This window comes from Peribacillus kribbensis DSM 17871 (assembly GCF_000430765.1).
In the GTDB taxonomy this organism is placed as follows: domain Bacteria; phylum Bacillota; class Bacilli; order Bacillales; family DSM-1321; genus Paraperibacillus; species Paraperibacillus kribbensis.
Map to the genome: position 1 here is coordinate 24,579 of NZ_KE387242.1, position 26,129 is coordinate 50,707.

At 45.2% G+C, this 26,129-nt stretch carries 18 protein-coding genes; all 18 read left to right on the forward strand.

Translation table 11 applies throughout. The features are described from left to right. The first annotated feature begins 18 nt into the window (after nt 1–18). Nucleotides 19–2,304, forward strand: a complete 2,286-nt coding sequence (locus H539_RS0122040) for an alpha-galactosidase (RefSeq protein ID WP_051348736.1) — start codon at nt 19–21, stop codon at nt 2,302–2,304. Then, on the forward strand, nt 2,301–3,140 hold the full coding sequence (locus H539_RS0122045; RefSeq protein WP_026695328.1) for an amidohydrolase family protein: 840 nt from the start codon (nt 2,301–2,303) through the stop codon (nt 3,138–3,140). The genes H539_RS0122040 and H539_RS0122045 overlap by 4 nt, the downstream gene beginning before the upstream one ends. Continuing rightward, nucleotides 3,137–3,937, forward strand: coding sequence for an SDR family NAD(P)-dependent oxidoreductase (locus H539_RS0122050; protein ID WP_051348737.1), 801 nt, complete (start codon nt 3,137–3,139; stop codon nt 3,935–3,937). Before H539_RS0122045 ends, H539_RS0122050 begins: the two co-directional genes overlap by 4 nt. Nucleotides 3,938–3,959: 22 nt before the next feature. Next, nucleotides 3,960–4,295 carry a UxaA family hydrolase gene (locus tag H539_RS0122055; RefSeq protein WP_026695330.1) on the forward strand — a complete coding sequence of 112 codons (336 nt, stop codon included), beginning with the start codon at nt 3,960–3,962 and terminating at the stop codon, nt 4,293–4,295. After that, entirely contained in the window at nt 4,292–5,455 is a 1,164-nt protein-coding gene (locus H539_RS0122060) for a UxaA family hydrolase (RefSeq protein ID WP_026695331.1), read from the forward strand. The genes H539_RS0122055 and H539_RS0122060 overlap by 4 nt, the downstream gene beginning before the upstream one ends. A gap of 24 nt (nt 5,456–5,479) precedes the next feature. Further along, nucleotides 5,480–6,253: an SDR family NAD(P)-dependent oxidoreductase gene (locus tag H539_RS0122065; RefSeq protein ID WP_026695332.1), complete on the forward strand. Its 774-nt coding sequence runs from the start codon at nt 5,480–5,482 to the stop codon at nt 6,251–6,253. A gap of 19 nt (nt 6,254–6,272) precedes the next feature. Then, nucleotides 6,273–7,172 (forward strand): fumarylacetoacetate hydrolase family protein, encoded by a 900-nt coding sequence (locus H539_RS0122070; RefSeq protein WP_026695333.1) that lies wholly within the window; start codon nt 6,273–6,275, stop codon nt 7,170–7,172. A 14-nt stretch (nt 7,173–7,186) separates the two neighbouring features. After that, nucleotides 7,187–7,615 carry an RbsD/FucU family protein gene (locus tag H539_RS0122075; RefSeq protein ID WP_026695334.1) on the forward strand — a complete coding sequence of 143 codons (429 nt, stop codon included), beginning with the start codon at nt 7,187–7,189 and terminating at the stop codon, nt 7,613–7,615. Between the two features lie 137 nt (nt 7,616–7,752). Further along, complete coding sequence (locus H539_RS0122080) at nt 7,753–9,441, forward strand: endo-alpha-N-acetylgalactosaminidase family protein (RefSeq protein WP_051348738.1); 1,689 nt, start codon at nt 7,753–7,755, stop codon at nt 9,439–9,441. Nucleotides 9,442–9,469: 28 nt separating this feature from the next. Next, nucleotides 9,470–10,798, forward strand: coding sequence for an alpha-glucosidase/alpha-galactosidase (gene melA, locus H539_RS0122085; RefSeq protein ID WP_026695336.1), 1,329 nt, complete (start codon nt 9,470–9,472; stop codon nt 10,796–10,798). Between the two features lie 223 nt (nt 10,799–11,021). After that, nucleotides 11,022–14,621 carry a glycosyl hydrolase family 95 catalytic domain-containing protein gene (locus H539_RS29370; protein ID WP_035323792.1) on the forward strand — a complete coding sequence of 1,200 codons (3,600 nt, stop codon included), beginning with the start codon at nt 11,022–11,024 and terminating at the stop codon, nt 14,619–14,621. 325 nt (nt 14,622–14,946) lie between these two features. Continuing rightward, complete coding sequence (locus H539_RS0122100; protein ID WP_051348739.1) at nt 14,947–16,653, forward strand: sigma-54 interaction domain-containing protein; 1,707 nt, start codon at nt 14,947–14,949, stop codon at nt 16,651–16,653. Between the two features lie 194 nt (nt 16,654–16,847). Further along, nucleotides 16,848–18,920, forward strand: coding sequence for a hydantoinase/oxoprolinase family protein (locus H539_RS0122105; RefSeq protein WP_026695338.1), 2,073 nt, complete (start codon nt 16,848–16,850; stop codon nt 18,918–18,920). Nucleotides 18,921–18,922: 2 nt separating this feature from the next. After that, nucleotides 18,923–20,701, forward strand: a complete 1,779-nt coding sequence (locus H539_RS0122110; protein ID WP_026695339.1) for a hydantoinase B/oxoprolinase family protein — start codon at nt 18,923–18,925, stop codon at nt 20,699–20,701. A 20-nt stretch (nt 20,702–20,721) separates the two neighbouring features. After that, entirely contained in the window at nt 20,722–21,966 is a 1,245-nt protein-coding gene (locus H539_RS0122115) for a hydantoinase/carbamoylase family amidase (RefSeq protein ID WP_026695340.1), read from the forward strand. A 216-nt stretch (nt 21,967–22,182) separates the two neighbouring features. Beyond that, nucleotides 22,183–23,607 carry an NCS1 family nucleobase:cation symporter gene (gene ncs1, locus H539_RS29375; RefSeq protein ID WP_051348740.1) on the forward strand — a complete coding sequence of 475 codons (1,425 nt, stop codon included), beginning with the start codon at nt 22,183–22,185 and terminating at the stop codon, nt 23,605–23,607. 165 nt (nt 23,608–23,772) lie between these two features. Then, nucleotides 23,773–24,525: an aspartate/glutamate racemase family protein gene (locus H539_RS29380; protein WP_035323794.1), complete on the forward strand. Its 753-nt coding sequence runs from the start codon at nt 23,773–23,775 to the stop codon at nt 24,523–24,525. Between the two features lie 133 nt (nt 24,526–24,658). Next, nucleotides 24,659–26,119 carry an NCS1 family nucleobase:cation symporter-1 gene (locus H539_RS0122130; protein ID WP_035323797.1) on the forward strand — a complete coding sequence of 487 codons (1,461 nt, stop codon included), beginning with the start codon at nt 24,659–24,661 and terminating at the stop codon, nt 26,117–26,119. Nucleotides 26,120–26,129 lie beyond the last annotated feature (10 nt).

Sequence of the window (26,129 nt, forward strand, 5' to 3'; positions counted from 1 at the left end):
TTGAAAGAGGTGACAGCTATGCAAACTGTACGTTTCGATGCAAAGGAAACTGGAAAGCAAACGGGGATTCAGTTCAATGAAAAAACCAAGGAATTCCATATTCAAGGGAAAGACTTTAGCTATATCTTTACCATTCTAAAAAACAATCAGCTGGGACATTTGTATTATGGAAAAAGAGTTCATCACAGCCCATCCTTTTCCCATCTATTCACATCTGAACCAAAGGCAACCGCCTCCTGTGTTTTTGAAGGGGATATTGCCTTCTCACTCGATTTGATCAAGCAGGAATATCCCTCCTATGGTACAACCGATTATCGGGAGCCTGCCTATCAACTTTTTCAGGAGAACGGAAGCCGTATTACCCATTTTGAGTACAAAAGCCACCGGATCTATCCTGGCAAGCCGGCCCTTGAGGGGCTGCCGGCAGTCTATACAGAGACTGAGGATGAAGCAGAAACACTTGAAATCACCCTTATTGACATGCTGCTGCAGGCAGAAATCATACTGCTATACAGCGTTTACAAGGATCTTAATGTACTGGCGAGGTCTGCCAGAGTCGTTAACCATGGTTCTCAAAAGCTGAATCTTACCCGGGTTATGAGTGCGAATGTCGACTTTTTTGACTCGGATTATGACATGGTGCAGCTTTCAGGTGCATGGGCAAGGGAGCGCCATATGGTCACCAGAAGTCTTGTGCCCGGGATCCAAAGTATTTCCAGTACCAGAGGAACGAGCAGCACGCAGCAAAACCCATTCTTTGCCTTAAAGAGAAAAAAGACCGATGAACATAAGGGGGAGGTATTTGGCTTCAGCCTGGTATACAGCGGAAACTTCCTTGCCCAGGTAGAGGTTGATCAATACGGTGTTGCCCGCGGAAGCATTGGAATTAACCCCTTTGATTTTAATTGGCTTCTTGAAGGCGGGGAGAGCTTTCAGACACCTGAAGCGGTCTTAGTCTACTCCGATCAGGGATTAAATGGACTGAGCCAGACCTACCACCAGCTGTACCGAACGAGATTGGCTAAAGGAAGGTGGCGCGATCAGGCCAGGCCTGTATTGCTCAATAATTGGGAAGCCACTTATTTTGATTTTGATGAAGAAAAAATTCTTACCATTGCGAGAGAAGCCAGGGAGCTGGGGATAGAGTTGTTTGTCCTGGATGATGGCTGGTTCGGAAACAGGGACAATGACAAAACATCCCTTGGTGATTGGGTGGCGGATCATAAGAAACTGCCAAACGGCATTGGAGGGCTGGCAAGGAAAATCAATGACTTGGGCTTGAGATTTGGTTTGTGGTTTGAGCCGGAAATGGTCTCTAAGGCAAGCAGCCTGTACGAGGAGCATCCGGATTGGATCATCCATGTTCCGGGCCGACAGGCATCCCATGGCCGCAATCAATTTGTCCTGGATTACTCCAGGAAGGAAGTCGTCGATTATATATACGAAATGATGGCCGCAGTGTTAAGGGAAGCCCCGGTTTCCTATGTGAAATGGGATATGAACCGGTATATGACGGAGATTGGCTCTCCTGCCCTAGCAGCCGCCAGGCAGCGGGAAATCCCGCATCGTTATATTTTGGGAGTCTATCAGCTCTATGACCGATTGACAAAGGAATTCCCTGAGGTCCTGTTTGAATCATGCGCGAGCGGCGGTGCACGATTTGATCCGGGAATGCTGTATTATGCGCCGCAGGCATGGACAAGCGATGACACGGATGCAGTGGAGCGCTTGAGGATCCAGTATGGCACCTCCCTCGTCTATCCGCTCAGCTCGATGGGTGCCCATGTCTCAGCAGTTCCCAATCATCAGGTAAAAAGGCACACCAGCCTAGAGACAAGGGGAAATACCGCTTATTTCGGGATGCTTGGCTATGAGCTGGACGTGACTAAGATGACAGATGATGAAAAACAATTGGTTAAAGAACAAATCTCTTTTTACAAGAAAAATAGAGAGCTGATTCAGAACGGAACATTTTACAGGCTGATAAGCCCATTTGAAGGAGCCGGGAATGCTACGGCGTGGATCGTGGTTTCACATGACCGGAAGGAGGCGCTGGCAGGTTACTTCCAGGTGCTGGCGGAACCAAACCCAGGATACTCAAGACTTCTCCTAATAGGGCTTGCAGAAGACATTCAGTATCGTGTAGACGGACTCGATGGGACGTTTTACGGCAGTGTGCTGATGAATGCAGGCATCCATTTTAAGGGTGAATTTTCCGGCATTGAAGCAGAAGGAATCGAGTATGGCGGAGACTTTTCCTCCAGAATATTTAAGCTTGAGGCAGTAAAGGAGCCTGCAAGGTGAGAGTGGATGCTCATCAGCATTTCTGGAGGCTGGACCGGGGGGATTATGGGTGGCTGACGCCTGAGTTCGGGATGTTATATCAAGACTTTTTGCCTGATCAGATACGGCCTCATCTTCTAAAGCACGATATACAAAGGACCATATTGGTCCAAGCAGCCCCGACAATAGCAGAGACTGAATATTTACTATCGCTTTATGCGAGGTATGATTTCATTGCCGGAGTGGTGGGCTGGCTTGATTTAGAAGCGGGTGAGTTTAAGAAGGAATTTGAAAGGCTGCTGGATGATCAGGGATTTGTGGGGATCAGGCCGATGCTTCAGGACCTGGAGGATGACCAATGGATCCTAAGGCCGGACGTCCTGAAAAGCATCGAGATCCTGGCAGAGAGAGACTTTCCCATTGATCTTCTTATAAAACCGCGCCACCTGCCCCATATCCGGACACTCATGCGCGAATTCCCGGAATTAAGGGCGGTCATTAATCATATCGCAAAGCCGGATATTTCTTCCGGTTTGGATAAAGAGTGGAAAGAGGGAATTGAGGAGCTGGCAGGTTATCCTCATATCATGTGCAAGCTGTCGGGCATAATTACGGAGGCAGCACAGCCCTATTCAGTTTCACAAATACGGCCATTTGTCCACCACGTTGTGGAGGCCTTTGGGAAGGACCGGGTTATGTTCGGCAGTGATTGGCCGGTCTGCCTGCTGGCCGGAAGCTATGATGATGTGTATGGGGCTTTGAGGAATACATTGCCTGACTCCATTGACCTGCAAAAACTATTTGGTGAAAATGCTGCACGGTTCTACCAGCTAAAGACAAAGGGGGGATGTACATGAGACTGCAAGCTAAAGCTGCTGTCATAACAGGCGGCGGAAGCGGGATCGGCGCTGCAGCGGCGGAGGTGTTTGCCCGGGAAGGCGCCAAGGTGGTCATCGCTGATCTGAATGAAGAAAAGCTAAGTCAAACGGTTGAAGATCTGCTGAGTAAAGGATTTTGGGCGTACGGGATAAATTGCGATGTCAGCAGCGAAGAAGATGTTGAGAAGTTAATTCTGCAAACCGTTCAAAAATGCGGGAAACTCGATGTGATATTCAACAATGCCGGGACCATTTTACCTAAACCGCTTGAACAGGTGGATGGGGACGAATGGGACCGGCTCTTCCAAATCAATGTGAAAAGCATGTACTTGACTACGAAATTTGCCATTTCCCACTTGAAGAAGAATAAGGGTGCGATTATCAATATGGCTTCCATGACAGGCGTTGTCGGCCAGCAGTACAATGCGGCCTATTCGGCCACAAAGGGTGCCATTATTGCCCTTACCAAAACCATGGCCATTGATTATGCACCATATGGGGTCAGGGTGAATTGCATCAGCCCCGCTGGAGTGCGTACCCCCTTATTAGACACATGGCTTAAGCAGCAGGAGAATCCTGTAAAGGCAAGCGAAGCCCAGGACCGTTCCCATATGCTGGGCCGTACAGCCGACTCAGAGGAAATTGCAAGGGTGGCTCTTTTTCTGGCGAGTGAAGATGCTTCCTTTGTAACGGGAGAAAATATCGTGTGTGACGGAGGCGCGGCGCTTGGATATGCAGCAGGACCGAAGCCGGAATGGAGCAGGGTACCAATTTAATTCAAGAAAAGGGGTCATAACCATGGCGAAAGAATCCATACAGGCTGGAGTTTCATGTATTGTCATGAATGAAAAGGATAATGTGGCAACATTACTCCGTGACACTGCCGAAGGGGAGCAGATTACGTACAACCTAGAAAATCGGGAATATACCGTCACACTCCAGGAGCCTATCAAATTCGGCCACAAGATTGCAGTCGCGGTGATTCCTGCGGGAGAGCCAGTCATTAAATACGGTGAATCCATTGGAGCAGCAACCAGAACGATTGCAGCCGGCGAACACGTTCATGTCCATAATATAGAAGGAATCCGCGGCCGCGGAGACCGGATACTGGAAAATGGAGGGAATGAAAATTGACAACGATAAAAGGCTATCTCAGGCCCAATGGCAAAGTGGGAATCCGGAATCATGTGTTATTGATGCCGACGGTTGTATGTGCCAACCAGGTGGTGAACAGGATTGAGCAGCAGGTACCCGGCACTGTCGCGATTCCCCACCAGCATGGTTGCAGCCAGGTAGGCGATGATAAAATCAGGACCCACAAAGTCCTGGCAGGGATGGGGAAGAATCCAAATGTCGGGGCCGTACTGATCGTCAGTCTCGGCTGTGAAGTCATTAATGCCCAGGAAATCATGAATGAAATTATCGAGGAAACAGGGAAGCCGGTCATATGGCTTGATATCCAGAACGAAGGCGGTTCGGTGAAAACCATTCAAAAAGGGATTGAAGCTGCCCGTTCTTTAGTGAATGAAGCAGACAAAGCTCAAAGGCAGGATGTACCTTTAAAAGAACTCATCGCGGGTGTGAAGTGCGGCGGTTCGGATGCGACTTCCGGACTATGCTCCAATCCGGCGCTGGGCAGGTCCTCTGATCTGATCATTAAGGCAGGCGGAAGTATTTTAATGGGTGAGACCACTGAAATTATTGGGGCAGAACACTTAGTTGCCGAAAAAGCGATATCTGATGATGTGCGCAGCCAGCTGTATAGGTGTGTGGAGCGATTTGAAAAGGAAATCGAGCGCCTGGGAGTCGATATGCGCGGAGGAAATCCAAGCCCGGGCAACATTGAAGGCGGCCTTTCAAGTATAGAGGAAAAATCATTAGGATGCATAAGCAAGGCAGGTACCTCACCACTTCAGGGAGTGGTTGAATATGCTGAGGAGATTCCCGGCAAAGGATATTATTTCATGGATTCACCGGGGAATGATATCGAATGTGTATCAGGAATGGCAGCAGCGGGTGTTCAACTGGTCTGCTTTACAACCGGCCGCGGGACCCCGACAGGCAATCCGATTGTACCTGTGCTGAAAATCACGGGAAACGAGTTCACAGCCAAACGGATGAATGACAATATCGATGTGGATACAAGCGGTGTACTTCTCGGCAAGGAAACACTGGACGAAGCAGGAAAAAAGATTTTTGATGAGATTGTCAAAACGGTAAACGGACAATTGACCAAGGCAGAGATCCTTGGGCACCAGGAATTCAGCATTAATCGGATCGGTATTAGTTTGTAATTTAAAAGAAAAGGACGTGATCACATGCGGTTGGCCGGCAAAATCTCTTTGATTACTGGTGCAGGCTCAGGCATTGGAAGGAGCACAGCCCTCCGTTTTGCCGAGGAAGGTGCCGTTGTCATTGTAAATGATGTACACGAAGAAAATGGTAATCAGACTGTAAAGGAAATCACCGGGCGTGATGGGGAAGCGATTTTTATCCAAGGAGATGTAACAGACCCGGCTGATGTACAGAAAATGATTGAGAAGGCCATCGGCGCTTATGGCCGGATTGATGTTCTTTTTAATAATGCTGGAATCAGCAATGTGGGGGCTTTACATGAGGTGGAGCCGGATGTGTGGGACAAAATCATGAGTGTCAATGTAAAAGGAGTCTACCTTCCTAGTAAATACGCGCTTCCTTATATGATGGAGAAGAAAAGCGGGACGATTATTAATATGTCATCCTGTGCCGCTGAAATGGGGCTTGCCAAGCGTGCAGCGTATTCGACGACCAAAGGGGCGGTCCTTTCCCTGACCAAAGCGATGCAGGTGGATTATGCCCCTTTCAATATCCGGGTTAACGCTCTTTTGCCGGGGACCATTTTTACTCCATTTGTAGAAAAATATTTGAAGTCTTCCTATGACAATCCAGAGGAAGCGATTGCAGGAATTAAAACCCGCCAGCTCAGCGGTGAGCTTGGCAGGCCGGAGGATGTGGCCGCTGCCGCCATTTTCCTGGCTTCAGACGAATCCAGATTCATGATGGGATCGCCGCTTTACATTGACGGCGGTGTCGTATTTGGCAAAAATGCATAGGGAGGTTCAGTATTAAACTATGAAACTATTAACAATGATGAAAAATAAGAAGCCGAGCCTTGGAATAAAAACAGAGCTGGGGATTGTGGATGCTGCTGCCCTGCTGGCGGCCGTGAGCGGGCACTCGATTCCTGCCGATCTCATGGACATCATAGAGGGCGGACCGCAGGTGCTTGAAGCCTTAACAGAATTCCTGCAGGAGCAGGACCCAAATATCCAGCAATATTTAGTCAGTGAAAACGAACTGGAATGGGGCCCTTGTATAACAGAGCCAAAGAAAATCATCTGCGTCGGGCTAAATTACCGGAGGCATGCTGATGAAACAAATGCCCCTTATCCAGAGGTTCCCATTCTATTTAACAAATTCCATAATACGATCACAGCAAATAAACGGGATATTGCTGTCCCAAAAGTAACGGATAAGCTGGATTATGAGGTCGAACTAGGGATTGTCATCGGCAAGAGCGCCAAATATGTATCCAAAGAAGACGCCCTTGAATATGTCTTTGGATATTGCACTGTCAATGATTTATCTGCAAGGGATTTACAGATGAGGACCCATCAATGGCTGCTTGGGAAAAGCTGTGATGACTTCAGTCCGGTGGGGCCATATCTGGTAACTGCAGAAGAAGTGGGTGACCCCCAGAATCTGAAGATCAAAACCCTCGTAAATGGGGAGGTTAGACAGAATTCAAACACGTCGGATATGATTTTTAGCTGTGCAGAGATTGTGAGCTACATATCCCATCATATGACGTTAGTACCTGGGGACCTGATATTAACCGGGACTCCTGAAGGCGTCGTCTTAGGGATGCCCGAAGAGCAGCAAATTTACCTAAAACCGGGCGATGTGGTGACTGTTGAAGTAGAAAAGCTGGGTGCCTTAACCAACCAATTCGTGGAGGATAACAAATCTTAGAAAAGGAGATTTCTATGTTAAAAGGAATTCCTTCCATCCTTTCGCCTGAATTAATGAAGATTCTGATGGAAATGGGCCATGGCGATGAGCTGGTTCTGGCAGACGGGAATTTTCCTGCCTCCAGTTGTGCAAAGAGATTGATCAGAGCTGATGGACACGACATCCCTGAATTACTCCATGCCATCCTGACATTCCTCCCCCTCGACCAATATGTCAAGAAACCGGCGGCTTTAATGGAGGTTGTACCGGGGGATCCGGAGAAACCAGATATCTGGGGAACCTATAGCTCCATTATGGAAGTTCACCATGAAGGGTTCCGCGGTTTTGAAATGGTAGAGAGGTTTGCTTTTTATGACCGGGCCAGGAATGCATACGCCGTCATAGCTTCCAGTGAAAAATCGCTGTATGCCAATATCATTCTAAAAAAAGGGGTCGTTCGATAGAAGCACTATAGGTTTTATTATCATCTTCCTGTATAAATGGTCCTCTTCTATCACTTTTTTGTAGGCGTTCTCTTCTTCAGACTGACTATAATGACGAGGAAACAAGTTTCCAAATAGTAAAGCTGGGAGGAATAAAGTTGAGGATAAAAATCCTATCAAGTATCATGTCGGCAGGTTTGGCAATTCCCCTTCTTTTTACTTCGCAATTTGGGGTAAGCGCACAGGAGAGGGTTCTTAAAGAGATTACACTTTCGGCAGATAAAACAGCCGTCAACCTGGATGGCACGACAAAGCTGCAGCTAACCGGAGTTTATAGTGATGGCAGCACTGAAAACCTCTCGGGTTCTGATGTCCAGTACACCATAAGCAACCCTAATGTACTTGCATCCGTCCAGAAAACAGACGAAGGTGCAATCGTAAGGGCAGGAACGATTACAGATGGTGAAGCGGCGGTGACTGCTACGGTCCATACTGAGAGTGGTGAAACAAAAACCGCAAGTATTCCAATAAAGGTCAATCTGGCTCCTGATCGTCCGTTTATTCACAACTACCACGAAACGCTGACGATGAAAATGTTCATGGCCGATAATAATGGCACGGTTTTTAGGACATTTGAGCAGGGTCTTGAAACGATTAAAAAAGTCGATCGGCTAACAAGAGGAATACCGAAAATCATCTATCTGGTAGGCTGGCAGTACAACGGGCATGATACCGGCTATCCTGCCTGGGATGTGGTGAATCCGAACTTGAAGCGTGAACAGGACCCATCCGCCGCCGACAGCCTGAAATGGCTAATGAAAGAAGCATATAAATATAACACGACAGTCAGCCTGCATATCAATATGCTGGATATCCGGGAAACAAGCCCATTATGGCAGACGTATTTAGAGAATGACCTGATCGCAAAAAATGCTGATGGCAAACTTGTTAAATACAAATGGGGCTATCCCATCAGCTATACGCGGGAGTGGGAAACAGGATTTGCACAGAAAAGGATAGACGGTCTCTTGGACATGCTGCCAATCGAAAAGGCAGGGACCATCCATATCGATGCCTTCCACCAGTATATTCCCGGTCTGCCTGTAGGGCCGATAAGTCCTGGTCATGGCGTCTCAATGGATCAGGATATCGAGACCCAGAAAAAAATCATCCGGTATTGGCGGGACCACGGAGTGGATGTCACTTCTGAAATGGATGCAGGCTACAGAAAAGACCCGCTCATGGGACTCCAGCCTCTGGCATGGCATTTTGGCAGAAAAGGATTAAACGGAGTAAAGATCGATCAATTGAAGGTTCCTGCTTCTCTTTATGTCGGCGGTGACGGCGGCGATTCCCGCTACGGGCAAAGCATGCTTGGAGAAAATATTATCAAAGCCGACCCAGAAACACTGACTGGATTCCAGACAGATTTTGCTACCAAAACACTTCCTTGGCAGTACCTAAACCAGCTTAAAAGACTGTCTGATTTAAACGGGGTTGTTACCTTTGAAAATAATGTGAAAAGCTGGAATGAAAATGGGAAATTGATGATTAAACAGGATGACAGAACGATAAGGGATGGTAATGATCTATTTGTCCCCGCACTTTGGAATCAAGATAAATACATGGAAATCATCGCTTTTAGCAAGGATGGCTTCGAAAACAAAACGTGGAAGCTTCCGGAAGGTTGGAAGGATGTGAAGAAGGTGGACATTTATTCTGTCGGGTTAGATGGTTTAACCTTGCTCAAAAAGAACCAGAAAATTTCCGATGGTGAAATGACCTTTTCCCTGGATAAAGAGCAGACCATTTCCATATTTCCGCATAACGCTAATTTAAATAAATAGAAGTGTAAGTTAAAGGGAGGAGAATACCATGTCAAAGATCACCTTTTTAGGAGCAGGAAGTACGGTATTTGCAAAAAATGTATTAGGCGACTGCATGCTTGTTCCCGCTTTAGAGGGATTTGAATTCGCGCTGTTTGATATCGACGAGCAGCGCCTCAGAGATTCAGAGACCATGCTGAAAAACCTGAAAAGAAGCTTAAACAAAAATATAACCATAAAGGCTTACTTGAATCGAAAAGACGCCCTTACAAATGCCAAGTATGTCTTCAATGCCATCCAGGTAGGAGGATATAAGCCAAGTACAGTTATAGATTTCGAAATTCCCAAGAAATACGGCCTGCGTCAGACCATCGCGGATACGGTGGGGATAGGAGGGATTTTCCGGAACCTGAGGACCATACCGGTTATGATCGATTTTGCCAGGGACATGGAAGAAGTGTGCCCTAATGCCCTGTTCTTGAATTATACCAACCCGATGGCGGTCTTGACGGGAGTCATGAATCGATTCACCGCCATTAAGACGGTGGGATTATGTCATAGTGTACAGGTGTGTACAAGGGATCTTTTTAAAACGCTGGGTATGGATCCGGAAGGCGTGCAGGAGAAGATTGCAGGGATTAATCATATGGCGTGGCTATTGGAAGTGAAAAGGAATGGTCTAGACCTCTATCCCGAGATCAAACAAAGAGCGCGTGAAAAACAAAGAACCAAGCATCATGATATGGTCCGGTTCGAATTAATGGATAAATTCGGCTTCTATGTAACCGAATCCTCAGAGCATAATGCCGAATATCATCCCTATTTTATTAAATCCAGGTATCCGGAACTCATTGAGAATTACAATATTCCTCTTGATGAGTATCCGCGCCGCTGCGAAAAGCAGATCCAGGAATGGGACGCCATGAGGGATGACCTAGTTCATAATATCTCCTTAGATCATGTGCGATCTAAAGAATACGGATCGAGAATTATTGAGGCGATCGAGACGGATGTTCCATTTAAATTTGGAGGAAATGTGTTAAATACAGGCAGATTAATCAGCAATCTTCCTGAAAAAGCCTGTGTAGAGGTGCCATGCATTGCAGATCGCAGTGGGATCACCCCAACGTATGTCGGTGACCTGCCGGAGCAGCTGGCGGCCTTGAACCGTACCAATATTAACACACAGCTGCTGACAATCGAGGCTGCGATGAGCCGGAAAAAGGAATATATCTATCAAGCTGCACTCCTTGATCCTCATACGGCATCTGAGCTTTCCATCGATGCGATCATCTCATTATGCGATGACTTAATCGCAGCGCATGGAGACTGGCTGCCGAAGTTTGCAAGCAGTGATACATTTGCAATATCTAATTAATATGAACGGCCTGCCAGCCTTCCTGGCAGGCCGTTTACGTTAACTCATCACCAAATGGGATGAGAGAAATGAGCGCCTTTAGTATAGATATGTATCATATTTTTAAGATTTTACCCGTGATACACTTTATTCGTAAGCGTTTTCATACCATTTCATCAAAGGAGGATTTGGAACCAGCTTTATTCATGATGAGGAAATTTGAAAATGTTTGGAGGGGAAGCAGATGAAATCCAAAACAGGGAAACGGATGCGGAATATACTGACGGCTACTGTCATTGCTGCCAGTTTCACTAGTTTTACAACAGGCAGCTATCCTGTTCACGCGAAAGACTTATCAAGCGTTAAACCGCCCCGGGCCGTTATTGAACATTTAAAAACGGATGATTGGACTGAGATTCAAAAAATACTGACCAATTACTATGGCTCCCTGACCACTCCGTTAAAAATTGCAGATGTCAGCCAAGGAAACTATACGAAGGGGCAATTGCTGGGCAACGGTGATATTGGTGTCATCGCAGCGGGTGTATCCACCACTTCCCAGCAATTCTACTTCGGAAAAAATGATCTTTGGGGTACCACCCATGGAGAAGCAAGCCGAATCAGAGATCAGGCAGGCATATTGTCCGGCGGGGGTCTGGATATCTGGCCCACAACTGCAGCTGGCAGCAAGGCAGGTTCTGTTTTTAACATGAAGCAGGATCTCTTAAACGCTGAGGTCAATACGGATATCCAGCTTAAGGATAATCAGGGTGAAGATGCCACCGTCCAAATGAAATCATGGACGGCTGACACTGCGAATGTGTTTGTCACAGAGATTTCGAATACCGGCTCCAATGATATAACACTTAATACAAAACTATGGGTACCTGCCAAAGCCTACCCCGGAAATGGGGCCGATCAGATGGAGGATGCACAAAAGACCTATCCATACTCAGGCGGCATTAATACGGAGGGAGAAAACCCCGTCCTCTGGACAACAAGGGACACGGAATCGGGAGTGGACGGGAATACCTCTAATTACCGGTCGAGACTTGCGACAGCCACAACAGTAGTGGGAGCTGAACTGACCAATACCAAAGAGAAGGTTGAAGCAAATGATTATTATGACCATTACAGCAAGAAATATCAGGATTCTCTTGGACAGGCTGGAGATTTTACGGTCAAGCCGGGTTCAAAAGTATATGTGGTTTCCAACTTTGTGAGCAGCAGCGGAGCTTTTGATAAAATCAGCAGCGTCTCTAAGGTGCAGAGTGAAGCTGTAAAGGGGCTTTCCGAATATCAGTCGGAAGAAGCCATTGCCAAGCTGAAAAAGGAGCACCGTGACTGGTGGAAATCGTATTGGCTGAGAAGCTATGTGCAATTTAATGACCCGAAAATAAATGAATATTACTATGGCTCGCTTTATATTCTTGGAAGCTCAAACCGTCCAGCCAGCTCAAATGGAAAGGTAAATCCGCAAAATCTTCCGGCACCGATGTATGGATCGTGGATCCCAGCAGACAACATGGGATGGGGCGGCCGTTATTTCTTGAATTATAATCAGCAGGCCCATTACTATGCTGCAGGCACCACAAACAGGATTGATACTGCCATTCCATATAATAGGGTCATCGCCTACGACCTTCCATGGTCCAAAAATAATGCGGCAGCACAGGGCTTTGAAGGCGCTGTGCATATAAGATCTACCACTCCATTCGATCTCATGGCCAATGAGCAGCCGCAGCTTATTGAAAAGGCTCCTCAAAAAACGTATGGATTTAATTCTGGTTCTACAGACCAAAAGTCAAACGGCATGTTCGCTGCTGTTCCGATGGTTTTCTATTATGAATATACGCTGGATAAGGCCTATTTAAAAAATGTCCTATATCCATATCTCAAGGAATTGATGACATTCTATAGCGACTATGTTGTTAAAACCGATGATGGGAACGGCCAGTATCATTATTCCGTACTTGGATCCTCCATCCATGAGGGAGATTCGGCAGACATAAATTCTTCTTTGGATATTGGAGCCATCAAATATCTCTCTAAACTTCTGCAGACATATGCAGGAGAAATGGGAGAAGACAAGGCTAATATTGAGCGCTGGAAGGATCTTTCTGAACATACGGCCTATCCTGAAGCCATGCTTCCTAAGGGGAAATTCGATGCAAAGAACAATTCGAATTTTGTTCCAACACTGATTGCTTCTGACTATCAGTCTCCGAATCAGGCGCATGTCGACATGATTGAACCTGGCGACCAGCCGGTAGAGTTGGAGGGCGTTGTATTCCCATTTGAAAATGAACAAATGCTTGATGGGGATAAGGAGATTTTGCAAAAGGTACGGAATACACTCGAGTATATGAATGCATGGGGTGAAAAAAGCTTCTCCGGCTGGAGCAGCCAGAATAACGGCTTCCCTAAGGTGTACCAGATTATGGCGAGATCAGGCTGGCCTGCGGCAGATTTACTTGATAAATTTAAGGCAGTCCTAGCGGCAAAAGTCCGTCCTAGCAATCTCACCTATTATGGCAACGGGGGTGCACTAGAAACCATTGCAGGGATGGAAGGTTTAAACTCGATGCTGATCCAGAGCAGCACCACTCCAAGCATACCAAGCATGATCTGGGCTTTCCCGAACTGGGATATGAACAAGGATATCCGTTTTGAAAAGCTTGGTGCCAAAGGGAACGTAGAGGTTTCCAGTGAATATGACGCAGACACAAAAACGGTTCCATACGTTGATTTAACCAGCAAGCGCAACGGGAAAATCGCTCTCGTGAATCCTTGGGAAACAGGCACCCCAACCATCCTGGTTGTTAATGATGATAATACGATGGGTGATAGGGTCCAATATAACCTAAAAGGCGGGAAAATTGTTTTTAATGCAAAGAAAAATACACGCTACATGGTTTTAAACGATGGGAATGGGAAAGTCAAACAGGTTTCAGGGATTGAGTTTGACAAGTCTTCTTCCACTCTCATTTATAATGGAACGAACGGAACAGACTCCATGACCGTCACGGCATCGGTCACTGGCAACCCGGAGGATACCGTGACCTGGCAGTCTTCCGATGAAAGTGTGGTCCGCGTCAGCGGTAAAGGGAATACCGTCACGCTCAAGGCGGCAGGCACAGGCAGTGAAAAGACAGCTTCCGTTACAATTACAGCTAAAAGCAAACAGGATCCCAAATTGGCGGAGTCCTTCAAGGTGAAGGTGTCAGATGTTTCGACTGTTCCTTCAAGTCTCAAGCTGGTCAGCCCTGATAAAGCAGTCATTTATGGACCTTCAAAGGCCACGGATTCCTCCTTGTCAAAGGTTACAGGAAACAACAGACTTCAGCTGACAGCTGAAATCGAACCCGGCAATGCCTATGACAAGAGAATCATGTGGACATCAAGCGACCAGAATATTGCGATGGTAGATAAAAACGGTCTGGTCATCGCCCGTAACCCTGGAACGGTCACCATTACGGGTACCAGTATGGCCAACCCAAGTTTGCCCGCTATTACAGCAACAGTTACAGTAACAGCTCTTGGAGCGGATCATAGCAGCGACAGTACTCTGGTTCAAGTATTAAATGCAGCAAAATCCATTTCTGCATATAAGAGCGACCGTACGGGTGCTGGTGGGTTTGTTCGGGTTTCCGATAGTCCTAACTGGGAGCCTCAGCAAGAAGACTTCCAAAAAGCCTATATCAATGCCCTCGGGGTAAAAGCGAAATATTCAGGCTACAGCACAACAAATATCAGTAAGGACACTGCCTTGTTCGCAGCGATTGCCTTAAATGAAGCCATAAAGAAAATTGACGCATCAAAGTCCATTGACATTCCAAATTGATTATAATTTAAGAGAGTCAATCGGGTTAGTCCCGGTTGGCTTCTTTTTATGTTCCAAATATTACTTAGGTGGTCCAGAGTATAAATGCCAACTCTTTATTGATGAGCAGGGGGTATGATATTGTCAATAGAAGTTCCTGCTAAGAATAAATAGGTAATTATACGAGAATAATTTAATTGTCTATTGTTTGAATATTTGTTAAATTTAGATTTAATTAGTAAAACTACCGGAAACTGTTTGTGTAACTTAGAAACTGCCAATTCATTGTTTATAAAAAGAACCAAAAATTGATAGCGAAAATCTACTCAGAAAAGGAGGCCGATTCTTGGTTGATATACAAGAAATAGGTGAGAAATTTCCCTTTGGTGTGCTGATCATTGATTTGAAAGGACAGATTCAGTTTGGTAACGGAATAAGTGAAAGACTTCTAGGTGTAGAAAAGCTTAACAGCCGGCAAATCCAAGACGTTATGCCAGGAAGTAATATTATGAAAGTGATTAAAGAAGGATGCATTGAAATGATTTCCTGTAAAAGTAGGGAAGACCTGCAGCTCATGGCAATCTCCTTAGTGCCTGGAAAACTGGGTCTTGTTTTATTCTTCAGCAAACAAGACTATGACCAAAAATTTGTGATTCATTCCTCAAAAATGAAGGCTTTACGCCAGGAGCTGGAAGCTGTGATGAATCTAAGCGGGGAGCTAGTTACTATTACAGATGGAGAAGGAATGATTCTTCGGGTAAATGACGCCTGTGAACAAATCCTCGGCGTAAAGGAGTCTGATTTCGTTGGGAAATCGGCGATTTTAATGGAGAGAGAAGGAATCATAAATGACTCTTCAACCAAGTACGTTATTAAGAATAAATCTAGGGTGGCATTGAACCAAACCACTAAATCAGGAAGGCGGCTAATGGTAGTTGGCCACCCGATTTTCAGTGACGATGGAACGCTGCAGAGAGTAATAAATATATCGAGAGATGTAACAGAGATTTCAAATCTTAAACAGAAGCTGGATGAAACGAAAAGCATTCTTCATATGTATCAGCAGGAACTGAATATTCTTCAGAAAAAAGACCAGCAAATGATTGTGAAGTCAAGAGCTATGGAAAACGTATATGAAATGGCGTGCAGGGTTGCTGATGTAGATGCAACGATCTTCTTGCAAGGAGAAACCGGTGTAGGAAAAGAGGTGCTTGCCAGAGCGATTCATAATATGAGCAGCAGGAGAGAAGCTCCATTTATAAAGGTCAATTGCGGTGCTATCCCTGAAAGTATTATGGAATCAGAGTTATTTGGATATGCTAAAGGAACTTTCACCGGGGGAAACAGGGAAGGGAAAAAGGGGTTGGCGCAGGCGGCGCATAAAGGGACTCTGTTTTTGGACGAGATTGGGGAACTGCCGATTAATCTACAGTCTAAGCTTCTTCAGCTGCTTCAGGATAAACAGTTCACTCCTTTGGGGGATACGAAACAGGTAGAAGTAGATGTGAGGTTTATAGCGGCGACCAATCGGAACTTAGAAGAAATGGTAAATGAGGGGACATTTCGTGAGGATTTATATTATCGTCTATTTGTATTGCCGATCAAAATTCCCTCTTTATCCGAGCGAAGAGAAGATATCCCATTTTTAATAGACCATTTCCTAGATACATATAACCGAAAATATAATTTGTGCCGATCATTTGATAACAAAGCAATCGATGTTTTAGTGGACTATGAGTGGAAGGGAAATGTCAGAGAGCTGCAAAATACGATTGAGCGGTTAGTATTGACAGCGCGTGTTCAGAAGATCCAAGTAAGTGATCTCCCGGAAAAGCTGGTCGGAGAAGCGGCGGCTCCCATGACTGGGGAAGCCATGGAGATGAATCTGAAACAAGAAGTTGAAGAGTTTGAAAAGGGACTGATTATAAGGGCTCTTGAAACTTCTTCTACGATGCGGGAAGCGAGCAGGAAGTTAGGCGTGGATGCCTCAACTATTACGAGAAAAGTAAAAAAATATAAAATTAACGTTGCAAGACTGCAATTTTTATTGTGATCTTGCATTTTTTTATTCCTTAAAATCACTGAATTTTCAGTATACTGATTCCGCATTAATTGCAATAATGCAATTTGTCAGGTGACAGTAATTGGTGAAAAACCTGTTATACCAAGCTTTTTCCACTTTGGCACGATACTTGCATAATATATAGCTGAGAAAGTGGATGAGAAAAAAAGAGGAGGAAAAGTTATATGAAATTATTTGGCATAGACGTCGGAGGTACGTTCACGGATGTGATATACAGTGATACCGAGAAACGATTGACAGCTATTCACAAGGTCCCAACTACATTGGAAGACCCGTCAACTGGTGTTGTAAAGGGAATACTTGAGCTTTGCGAGCGTCAAAACCTTACTAAAGGAGAAATCGACCATGTCTTTCACGGTACAACGATCGCTACCAATGCGATTCTTGAGTATGATGGCGCTAAAACAGGGATGATTACTACAGAGGGATATCGGGACATCATACATATAGGAAGACATCAGAGGCCACAAAACTATTCAATCATGCAGGAAATCCCCTGGCAGGATCGGCCATTAGTCCAAAGGAGGAATCGCATCGCTGTGGCAGAGAGGATGGGCCCGGTCAAAGATCAGGTCATCACGCCCTTGGAGGAAAACCAAGTCCGCGAAGCAGTGGCAGAACTAAGAGACAAAGGTATCGATTCTATCATTGTTAACTTCCTATTTTCCTATATTAATCCTGGACATGAACAAAGAGTGAAGGAAATTATCGAAGAAGAACATCCGGAAGCGTTTGTAACTATATCCTCAGATGTATCTCCGCAATTTCGGGAATTTGAACGGTTTACAACGGCGTCCATTAACGGATTTGTAGGACCCAAGGTGAAAAATTATATTCAAAACCTGGAATCACGGTTAAAGGATTCAGGAATTTCCGCTGAACTGCACATCATGTCATCAAATGGCGGAGTTGCTACTCCCAAAACCGTCTCAGAAAGGCCGGTAACCACTCTTTTATCTGGACCTGCAGCAGGGATACTCGGAGGAGCATGGGCGGGAGAATTAACAAACCGGCAGAGACTTATCACATTTGATGTTGGCGGAACCAGTGCTGACATAGGCATCATTACTGATAAAGGATATAGCGAATCTTCCGCCCGTGACACCTGGATTGCCGGATACCCTGTTATGGTTCCGATGATTGACATTCATACGATTGGGGCTGGCGGGGGAAGTATTGCTCATATTGATGAAGGAGGTGCTTTTAAGGTCGGTCCGAGAAGTGCCGGATCCAGGCCTGGGCCAGCGTGTTACGGGCATGGGGGATTAAAACCGACTGTCAGTGATGCGAACGTGGTACTTGGCAGAATTGATGAACACAATTTCCTTGGCGGGGAAATGAAAATTTATACGAATGCTGCCTACAGGGTAATTGACGAATTGGCTGAACAACTTGATTTGAGCAGGGAAAGAACGGCTGAGGGCATCCTTCAAATTATGAACAACAATATGGCAAATGCTATACGAGAAAAAACCATTCAGAAGGGTCAGGATCCTAGAGAGTTTTCCCTGGTTGCTTTCGGCGGTGCAGGTCCTCTGCATGCAGTGGATGTTGCGCGCATTCTTAATATTCCAGAGGTTATTGTGCCTGTATATCCAGGCATCAACTCTGCCACCGGATTATTAACCACCGACTTAAAATACGATGTAATCAAAACGGAGTTCATGATGAGTACAAACATGGATTTCCCAGGTATTAACGAAGACTTTTCAGGTCTTGAAACCCAGCTTATTCAACAATTAAAAGAAGACGGAATTTCCGAACAGCAGATCAGGGTCCAGCGCAGTGCGGATTGCCGCTATGCAGGACAAGGGTATGAACTTCGTGTTGATTTGCCAGGTGGAAGGATCGACAAAGAAACCATCATGGAAGCATTCGAGGACTTTCACCAAAGCCACAAAGCGGAGTATGGACACAACTTTACCGAGAGTCCGATAGAAATCGTAAATATCCGGGTAACAGGCACAGGCTATATGCCAAAAATCGAAAAGCAGGCAGTACATCGGGGTCATCAATTAGAAGATGCCCTATTAAAAACCGGGGAAGCCATCTTTAATGTAGATGGAAGCCTGGAAAGGGTTCAAACGAAGTTTTATCAGAGAGAGCTGCTTCCTGTAGGAGTGGAATTCAGTGGACCGTGTATTGTACTTCAGAAAGATACGACGACCGTAATCCCGCCTAATTGCATTGCTTATATCGAAGAGTACGGAAATATGATGATCAAGGTAGGTGTTTAATCATGTCACAAACGAATGTAGAACTAAAAAAAATTGACCCGATTACTGTACAGGTTGTCTTGGGTGCCTTAGAAAATGTAGCCGTCGAAATGGGACATAAACTTGCTCGGATGTCTTACTCAAGTATTATCAGGGAGTCGGAAGACTTCGGCTGTGCTCTTGTCGATCTCAGAGGTCAGCAGCTTTGTGAGTCCTCCCATAGTACTCCCCTTCAATCTGGACCGATACCAGGGTATGTAGAGGGAATTCGCGAAATTATGAAGGAGCGCAGTGACTCCTTCCATCCAGGGGACGTTATTATGCATAACTCACCCTATCACGGAGCATCTCATGGTCCTGATGTAGGATTTTGTATACCTGTATTTTATAAAAATGAGTTAGTTGGTTTCTCTGTGACAACTGCTCATCATTTGGACATAGGCGCATCTACTCCAGGAAGCTGCGGTATAGTGGATGCGGTTGATGCCTATGCGGAGGGCCTGCAGTTCAAGGCGATAAAGGTCTATGACAAAGGTGTAAAGAACCGCTATGTTTGGGATATTTTAGTGGATAATATACGTGCTCCTAAATTAGTGGTTGGGGATATGGAAGCCCAGATTGCAGCAGCCAGGATTGGGGAGAAAAGATATTTGGAAATCATTGAAAAATATGGGCTGGACACCGTAGTGGCAGCCAGTGAGGAACTCATGAACTACTCAGAAAAAATGATGAGGGATGCGATTAAAAAACTTCCGGATGGAGAATACTCGGCGGAAGGATTTTTGGATGGATATCTAGACAGCGATGACCCTGCTAAAAAGGACTTAAGAATCAATGTTACTGTAAAGGTTCATGGAAGTGAGCTGACGGTTGATCTCACAGGTACTTCACCTCAGGTATCAGACAGGCCCGTCAATATGCCGCTAAGAGGAACAGTGGACATCGCAGTCTATTTGACATTGAGATCCATCCTGCTTGACTCGACGATCTATGGAAACTTCCCGCAAAACTCAGGATTAATACGTCCCGTTGAAATCGTGGCACCACCGGGCACATTATGTAACCCGAATTTCCCGGCACCAACCATTGCCCGCTTCAATTCTGGAAATGCGGTAGCAGATACATTAATGAAAGCACTGGCTCAAGTAGTGCCGCATCAAGTTAGTGCAGGTGTGGGAAATCTGCAGGTTGTGGCTTTCAGCGGTCAGCAAAACGATAATTATTGGGTTTACATGGACATCATGGAAGGAAGCTATGGAGGACGCTATGGCAAGGATGGCATGGATGCTGTAGATACGCTGTATGCCAATACAAGAAATAATCCAATTGAGGATATAGAGTCGCACTACCCGCTAAGAGTCAACCGATATGAGCTGAGGGACAATGAAAGTGCTCCAGGGAAATGGCGGGGAGGAATCGGTTCTATAAGGGAAGTTTCATTCCTGTCAGACGGAAGCTTTTCTGTAGAAGCAGATGGCCATAAGTTTGCCCCATGGGGATTTGATTCAGGACAGGATGGGTCTGTGGGCGGTTTATCCATGGTAGAAAAAGATTCAGAGAAACGTATAAAACTGCCGTCAAAACTTCCAAACAGAACAGTAAAAAGCGGAACTGCCATTCAGCTTGTTGGTCCTTGTGGAGGGGGATATGGAAATCCTGTTGAAAGAGACCCGGAGAAAGTCCTATCAGACTATCTTGACGGTTTTATTACAAGGGAAAAAGCCTTTGCCGATTATGGTGTCGCCATTACAGACAAAGATGAGATAGATTTAAAGAAAACGAACGAACTAAGAAAGCGTTAATCAGAATATTGGAGGGAAGCATGAAAACCGCAGCCGTTAGTAAGGAAAGACTAAATAATCATATAAATCAACTAGGGGAGATAGGAAAAACGAGTGACCATGGAGTCCAGCGTCTTGCATTATCCAATGAAGATAAAGAGGCGAGGTACATCGTTACGGAGTGGATGAAGAATGCGGGTCTAACTGTCTCTCATGATCATTTCGGAAACTTGATTGGAAGAAAGGAAGGAAGTGATCCTTCACTGCCGCCGGTCATGATCGGTTCTCATATCGACTCAGTCCGAAATGGCGGAAAGTTTGACGGAACCATTGGAGTACTCGCAGGCATTGAGATCGTAAAGTCCATAACCGATGCCCATATTATTCATAAACACCCGATCGAAGTGGTAGCCTTTTGTGAAGAGGAGGGTTCAAGGTTTAATGACGGGCTGTTTGGCAGCAGAGGAATGGTTGGGAAAATCACGCAGCAGGATCTAAAAAAAGTGGATGATCATAACCAGTCCAGATACGAAGCACTTAAGACGTTTGGATTTGGCATCAATCCCGATCAAATGGAGGATTCCATCCGGACAATCGGCGAAATAAAGCATTATTTCGAGCTTCACATTGAACAGGGGCCGTATCTTGAAAAAAGCGGGCATGCAATAGGGATAGTAGATGGAATTGCAGGGCCTGTGTGGTCGACAGTAAAATTGACAGGGGAAGCCGGCCATGCTGGAACGGTTCCCATGGAGCTTCGCAAAGATCCGCTAGTGGGAGCTGCAGAAGTCATTCTGGCTGTCGAAAATCTTTGCAAGGGGGATTCAGATGCTCCAACTGTTGGAACGGTTGGGAGAATATCAGCCTTTCCAGGCGGCAACAATATCATCCCTGAATCCGTGGAGTTTTCTCTGGATATTCGTGATATTGATGTGGAACGCCGCAGCCGAGTCATTCAAAGGATTGAAAAAAAAATCCAAGAGGTAAGCAGGTCCAGGAATCTAGAGTACAAGATTGAAAAATATGTAGATGCTCTCCCTGTACAATGCTCCCATCATCTGGTCCAATCACTAAAGCAGTCCTGCCGGAACCTGGGAATTGATGCCCCGCTGATGGTGAGCGGAGCGGGACACGATGCGATGCTATTAGCGGAAATTACGGAAGTGGCAATGGTATTCGTACGATGCCGTCATGGAATCAGCCACTCCCCAAAGGAATGGGCCGACATTGAGGATATTATAATTGGCACAGAAGTGCTTTATGAAACAGTATTACAGCATATTTGATTTGAAATATGACTATGGCAGCCCATAGTGGCTGCCATTCAAATATGAACAAAAGTCTTGCTCACCTCAGAATAACGAACCGAAACACTTCACATTCTCCTATTATAGTTCAAAGCTTCCTCTTAGAATGGTGAACCATGGCCCTAATTTCACAACAACAAGTCAATCAGGAAAAAGTGAATCTTAAACTAAAAAATGTAAAAGGTTGGTGTGGCCATGTCAGTGAATCACGAAGACGAAAAGGGAATAAGTCTTACGGGAAAAGACATCATGCCTACAAAGAAAGTGGAAAGAAATATGTCCTCGATTGCATATTTTTTCCTCTGGGTGGGCATAGCTGTACAACTTGTAACACCCATAACGGCAGCCCAGCTCTATCCAGCATTATCACCGATGCAAATCATCATTGCCTGCATTGTGGGTAATCTGATTGTCGCAATCTTGCTGACATTACTAGGGGATATTGGCATTCGATATGGAATTCCATATGCGGTTTATATCCGTGCTTGTTTCGGATATTTAGGAGCTCATATACCTGGTGTGGTTCGAGCCATACCAGCTGTATTCTGGTTTGGGTTTCAAACATGGATGGGAGCATATGCCCTGGATGCAATAATGAAGATTCTCACAGGGTACTCAAACCTAACATTGTTAATCATTGTGTTCGGCGCATTGCAAATCATTAATACAGCCATGGGAATTGAGGCCATCACGAAGTTTGAATGGCTCGCATCACCTAGCATTCTTATAATCGGCATCGTCTTGCAAATATTCATTATGAAACAGCATCACCTTACTTTCGGTGAGATTCTCTCACATGGTGGAGAAGGCGGGGTAACCATGGGTTTTGCAGTCGTTGTTATGATGGGGACTTACATTACAATGGCTCTTAATGCCCCTGATTTTACCCGGTTCTTAAAGACTGATACTGATAGCCGTGAACCTAAGTGGTGGAAAGCGAATAAGGGGAGCTTTTGGGCGCACACCTTTGGATTGATCGGATCGATGCTGCTATTTACGGTGATTGGTTTGACAAGTGGGGTAGCTACAGGAACCTGGAACCCAATTGATGCGATGGTTCAAACAATGGGTAAGGATAATCCCTTGCTCCTGATCGTTTGTTTATTCTTCGTTATTCTGGCTCAATGGTCCACTAATATAAGTGCAAACCTTTTGCCTCCGGGATACATCATCGTGAACCTGTTTCCGAGAAAAATTTCCTTTGCGATGGGTTCAATTATTGCAGGAATAATTGGTTTGCTTATTCAACCCTGGAATTATGCAGAGTTTGTCCCTCAAATCCTGATTGCCATAACAGCTACATTAGCACCTATCGTTGGGATTATGTTTACCGATTATTATCTGCTTAGAAAACGGAAGTTGAATGTTGATGAGCTGTATAAGGTGGATGGCCAATTTAAGTATTGGAGAAATATTAATCCTGCTGCAGTTATTGCTTATATTCCTTCTGGACTTTCCGTCCTGATTTCTCCTGACTATGGATTTGTCACTGGATTTCTCATTTCAATCGTCTTGTATTATGTCTTGATGAAATATTGGATTAGTAAAGTTTATGACCAGCCAGAAATTACTCATTCAAATGAAAAGATAAAGATTAATGAAGTAGAAAAGGAGGTGTAACTCGTTAATGGTAAAGATGTGAATACATTTTTTTGTCACTAAAATCACTAGGCGGGATTTAAAACATGCAAGCAATAAATAATAGACTGTGTCCGTTCACTTTCCTGGAAACTATTAAGTAAGAAAAAGCCAATTTTTTTTTAATAGATAGGGAGGAACCTTTTTATGAAAATCAAGGTAATTAATCCGAATACTACTTTAGCGATGACAAAGGGAATTGAGCATGCAGCCAGGTCAGCTGCCCGTCCAGAAACAGAAATCCTAGCGGTCAGCCCTAAAATGGGTCCGGTCTCTATCGAATCGTACTACGATGAATATTTAAGTATTCCTGGAGTGATAGAGGAAGTCAAAAAAGGTGAAGCAGAAGGAGTAGATGCATTTGTGATTGCATGCTGGGGCGATCCCGGACTGCATGCTGCCAGGGAAGTGACTGACAGACCCGTTGTAGGGATAGCAGAAGCATCGGTTTATTTAGCCTCAATCCTTGCTGCCAGATGGTCAGTTGTCACAGTTTTACCTAGAATCAAAACCATGCTAGAGGAACTTGTAGATTCCTATGGAATGCAAAAGCGGGTTTTGAAGATCCGTACTACGCCCATGGGTGTCCTTGATTTTGAAAGAGATCCTGACGCGGGCATAGAAATGTTAAGACAGGAAGGAAGAAGAGCTGTAGAAGAAGAAAATGCGGAGGCCATTTTATTGGGCTGCGCGGGTATGGCTGAATTTGCTGACAGCCTTGAAAGAGAATTAGGGGTTCCTGTCATTGATGGCGTAGTGGCCGGGGTAAAGTTCGCTGAATCCATTGTTGATTTGGGAAAGAGAACAAGCAAACTAAAAACCTATAAATATCCGGAGAAAAAAGAATATGCTGGCATTCTGGAAAGCTTCGGGGATGCTGCAGCAAAGCTAAAAAAGTAAATCATTTTTTTGAAGTGTTTTTGAATCAGGGTCTTGGGGCAGGTTTCAAGTACAATGGAACCGCCCTTTTTAAAAAGCAAAACTTTATTTTCTAAAGACCAGCCAATTAAATCCTAACTGAAAAGGTGATTAAATGGATTCCAACTCTAATAGTGTCATTAACCCAAATCCTTCTTTATATAATGATGACCTCGCTCCAGTCCCGAAAGAAAAGAGAACTTGGGGCTGGGTATCCTACTCGATGATATGGATGGGTATGGTCCACAACATTGTTTCTTATGAACTTGCGGGAAGCTTGATTGCGATGGGCATGAGTGTTTGGCAGGCTTTAGGTGCCGTTTTGCTGTCTAATGTGGCATTGATTGCCGCTATTTGGCTGAATAGTGCGGCAGGTACAAAATACGGATTGCCCTTTCCAGTATTGATAAGGGCATCGTTCGGATATAAAGGGGCACATATACCTGTATTGATTCGGGCTTTTGTCGCCATATTTTGGTTTGCTGTCCAGACCTATGCGGGCAGCAAGGCGGTTGGTGCAGTAATAGGTGTCATCTATCCTGGCTGGCAATCCTTAAGTCATTACTCCTTTTTGGGAATGGCAGTAAATGATTGGATAGGATTCGGTACGTTTTGGTTACTCCACGCATGGGTGATATCGCATGGAATGGAACGGGTAAGACGATTTGAAATGTGGGCGGGTCCCCTGGTCATCATTTTAGGACTGGGACTGGTTTATTGGGCTGTAGATACAGCGAATGGGTTTGGGCCGCTATTTGCAGTTCCCCATACACTTTCGGGCGGGGAGTTCTGGAAAAACTTCTTTCTCTCCGTAACTGGGATGATAGGTGTGCTGGCGACCCTGGTTCTTAACATTCCTGACCTTACACGATTTTCCCGGAGCCAAAAGGACCAATTGATCGGGCAGGGAATAGGTCTGCCTCTAATGATGACGTTTTTTGCATTTATGAGCATTATGATTACCGCAGGCACGATTATTGCGTTTGGGAAGCCAATCACTGATCCAGTTGCTCTTTTAACTCAATTTGATAATCCTATCGTTGTGTTATTGGGCGCGTTCTCTCTGCTGATTGCCACCTTATCAGTCAATGTAGTAGCGAATGTGGTTTCACCTGCGTACGATCTCATAAACCTAATCCCGAGCAAGTTGAATTTTGTTAAGGCCGGCCTTATTTCAATTGTGATCGGTTTATTCTTTGCTCCATGGCTATGGTTTAACAACGCGAATTCTATCTTTACGATCGTAGGCGCCATAGGCGGGATGCTGGGACCAGTATCCGGCATAATGATTGTAGATTACTTTATCATCCGGAAAAAGCAATATGACTTAAACAGCTTCTTTATAAAGGAAGGACAGTATAGCTACAACAACGGCTGGAATCCACGCGCATTCCTTGCAACAGTAATAGGAGTTATTGTCGCTCTAATCGGCCTGTTCGTTCCTTCACTGGCCTCCCTTTACACATATAACTGGTTTTTAGGAATAGCTGTTGGAGGGCTCTCCTATTATCTTTTAATGCGCCGTACTGAATCTCTGCCATTACAATCCTCGAAAGAGAAGAGAGTGTCTATATAGATAAACTGGA

Bases quoted from the DNA above. Each gene is read 5' to 3' on its own strand.
- H539_RS0122040 (WP_051348736.1), top strand. From the start codon at position 19: ATGCAAACTGTACGTTTCGATGCAAAGGAAACTGGAAAGCAAACGGGG.
- H539_RS0122050 (WP_051348737.1), top strand. From the start codon at position 3,137: ATGAGACTGCAAGCTAAAGCTGCTGTCATAACAGGCGGCGGAAGCGGG.
- H539_RS0122055 (WP_026695330.1), top strand. From the start codon at position 3,960: ATGGCGAAAGAATCCATACAGGCTGGAGTTTCATGTATTGTCATGAAT.
- H539_RS0122065 (WP_026695332.1), top strand. From the start codon at position 5,480: ATGCGGTTGGCCGGCAAAATCTCTTTGATTACTGGTGCAGGCTCAGGC.
- H539_RS0122070 (WP_026695333.1), top strand. From the start codon at position 6,273: ATGAAACTATTAACAATGATGAAAAATAAGAAGCCGAGCCTTGGAATA.
- H539_RS0122075 (WP_026695334.1), top strand. From the start codon at position 7,187: ATGTTAAAAGGAATTCCTTCCATCCTTTCGCCTGAATTAATGAAGATT.
- melA (WP_026695336.1), top strand. From the start codon at position 9,470: ATGTCAAAGATCACCTTTTTAGGAGCAGGAAGTACGGTATTTGCAAAA.
- H539_RS29370 (WP_035323792.1), top strand. From the start codon at position 11,022: ATGAAATCCAAAACAGGGAAACGGATGCGGAATATACTGACGGCTACT.
- H539_RS0122105 (WP_026695338.1), top strand. From the start codon at position 16,848: ATGAAATTATTTGGCATAGACGTCGGAGGTACGTTCACGGATGTGATA.
- H539_RS0122110 (WP_026695339.1), top strand. From the start codon at position 18,923: ATGTCACAAACGAATGTAGAACTAAAAAAAATTGACCCGATTACTGTA.
- H539_RS0122115 (WP_026695340.1), top strand. From the start codon at position 20,722: ATGAAAACCGCAGCCGTTAGTAAGGAAAGACTAAATAATCATATAAAT.
- ncs1 (WP_051348740.1), top strand. From the start codon at position 22,183: ATGTCAGTGAATCACGAAGACGAAAAGGGAATAAGTCTTACGGGAAAA.
- H539_RS29380 (WP_035323794.1), top strand. From the start codon at position 23,773: ATGAAAATCAAGGTAATTAATCCGAATACTACTTTAGCGATGACAAAG.
- H539_RS0122130 (WP_035323797.1), top strand. From the start codon at position 24,659: ATGGATTCCAACTCTAATAGTGTCATTAACCCAAATCCTTCTTTATAT.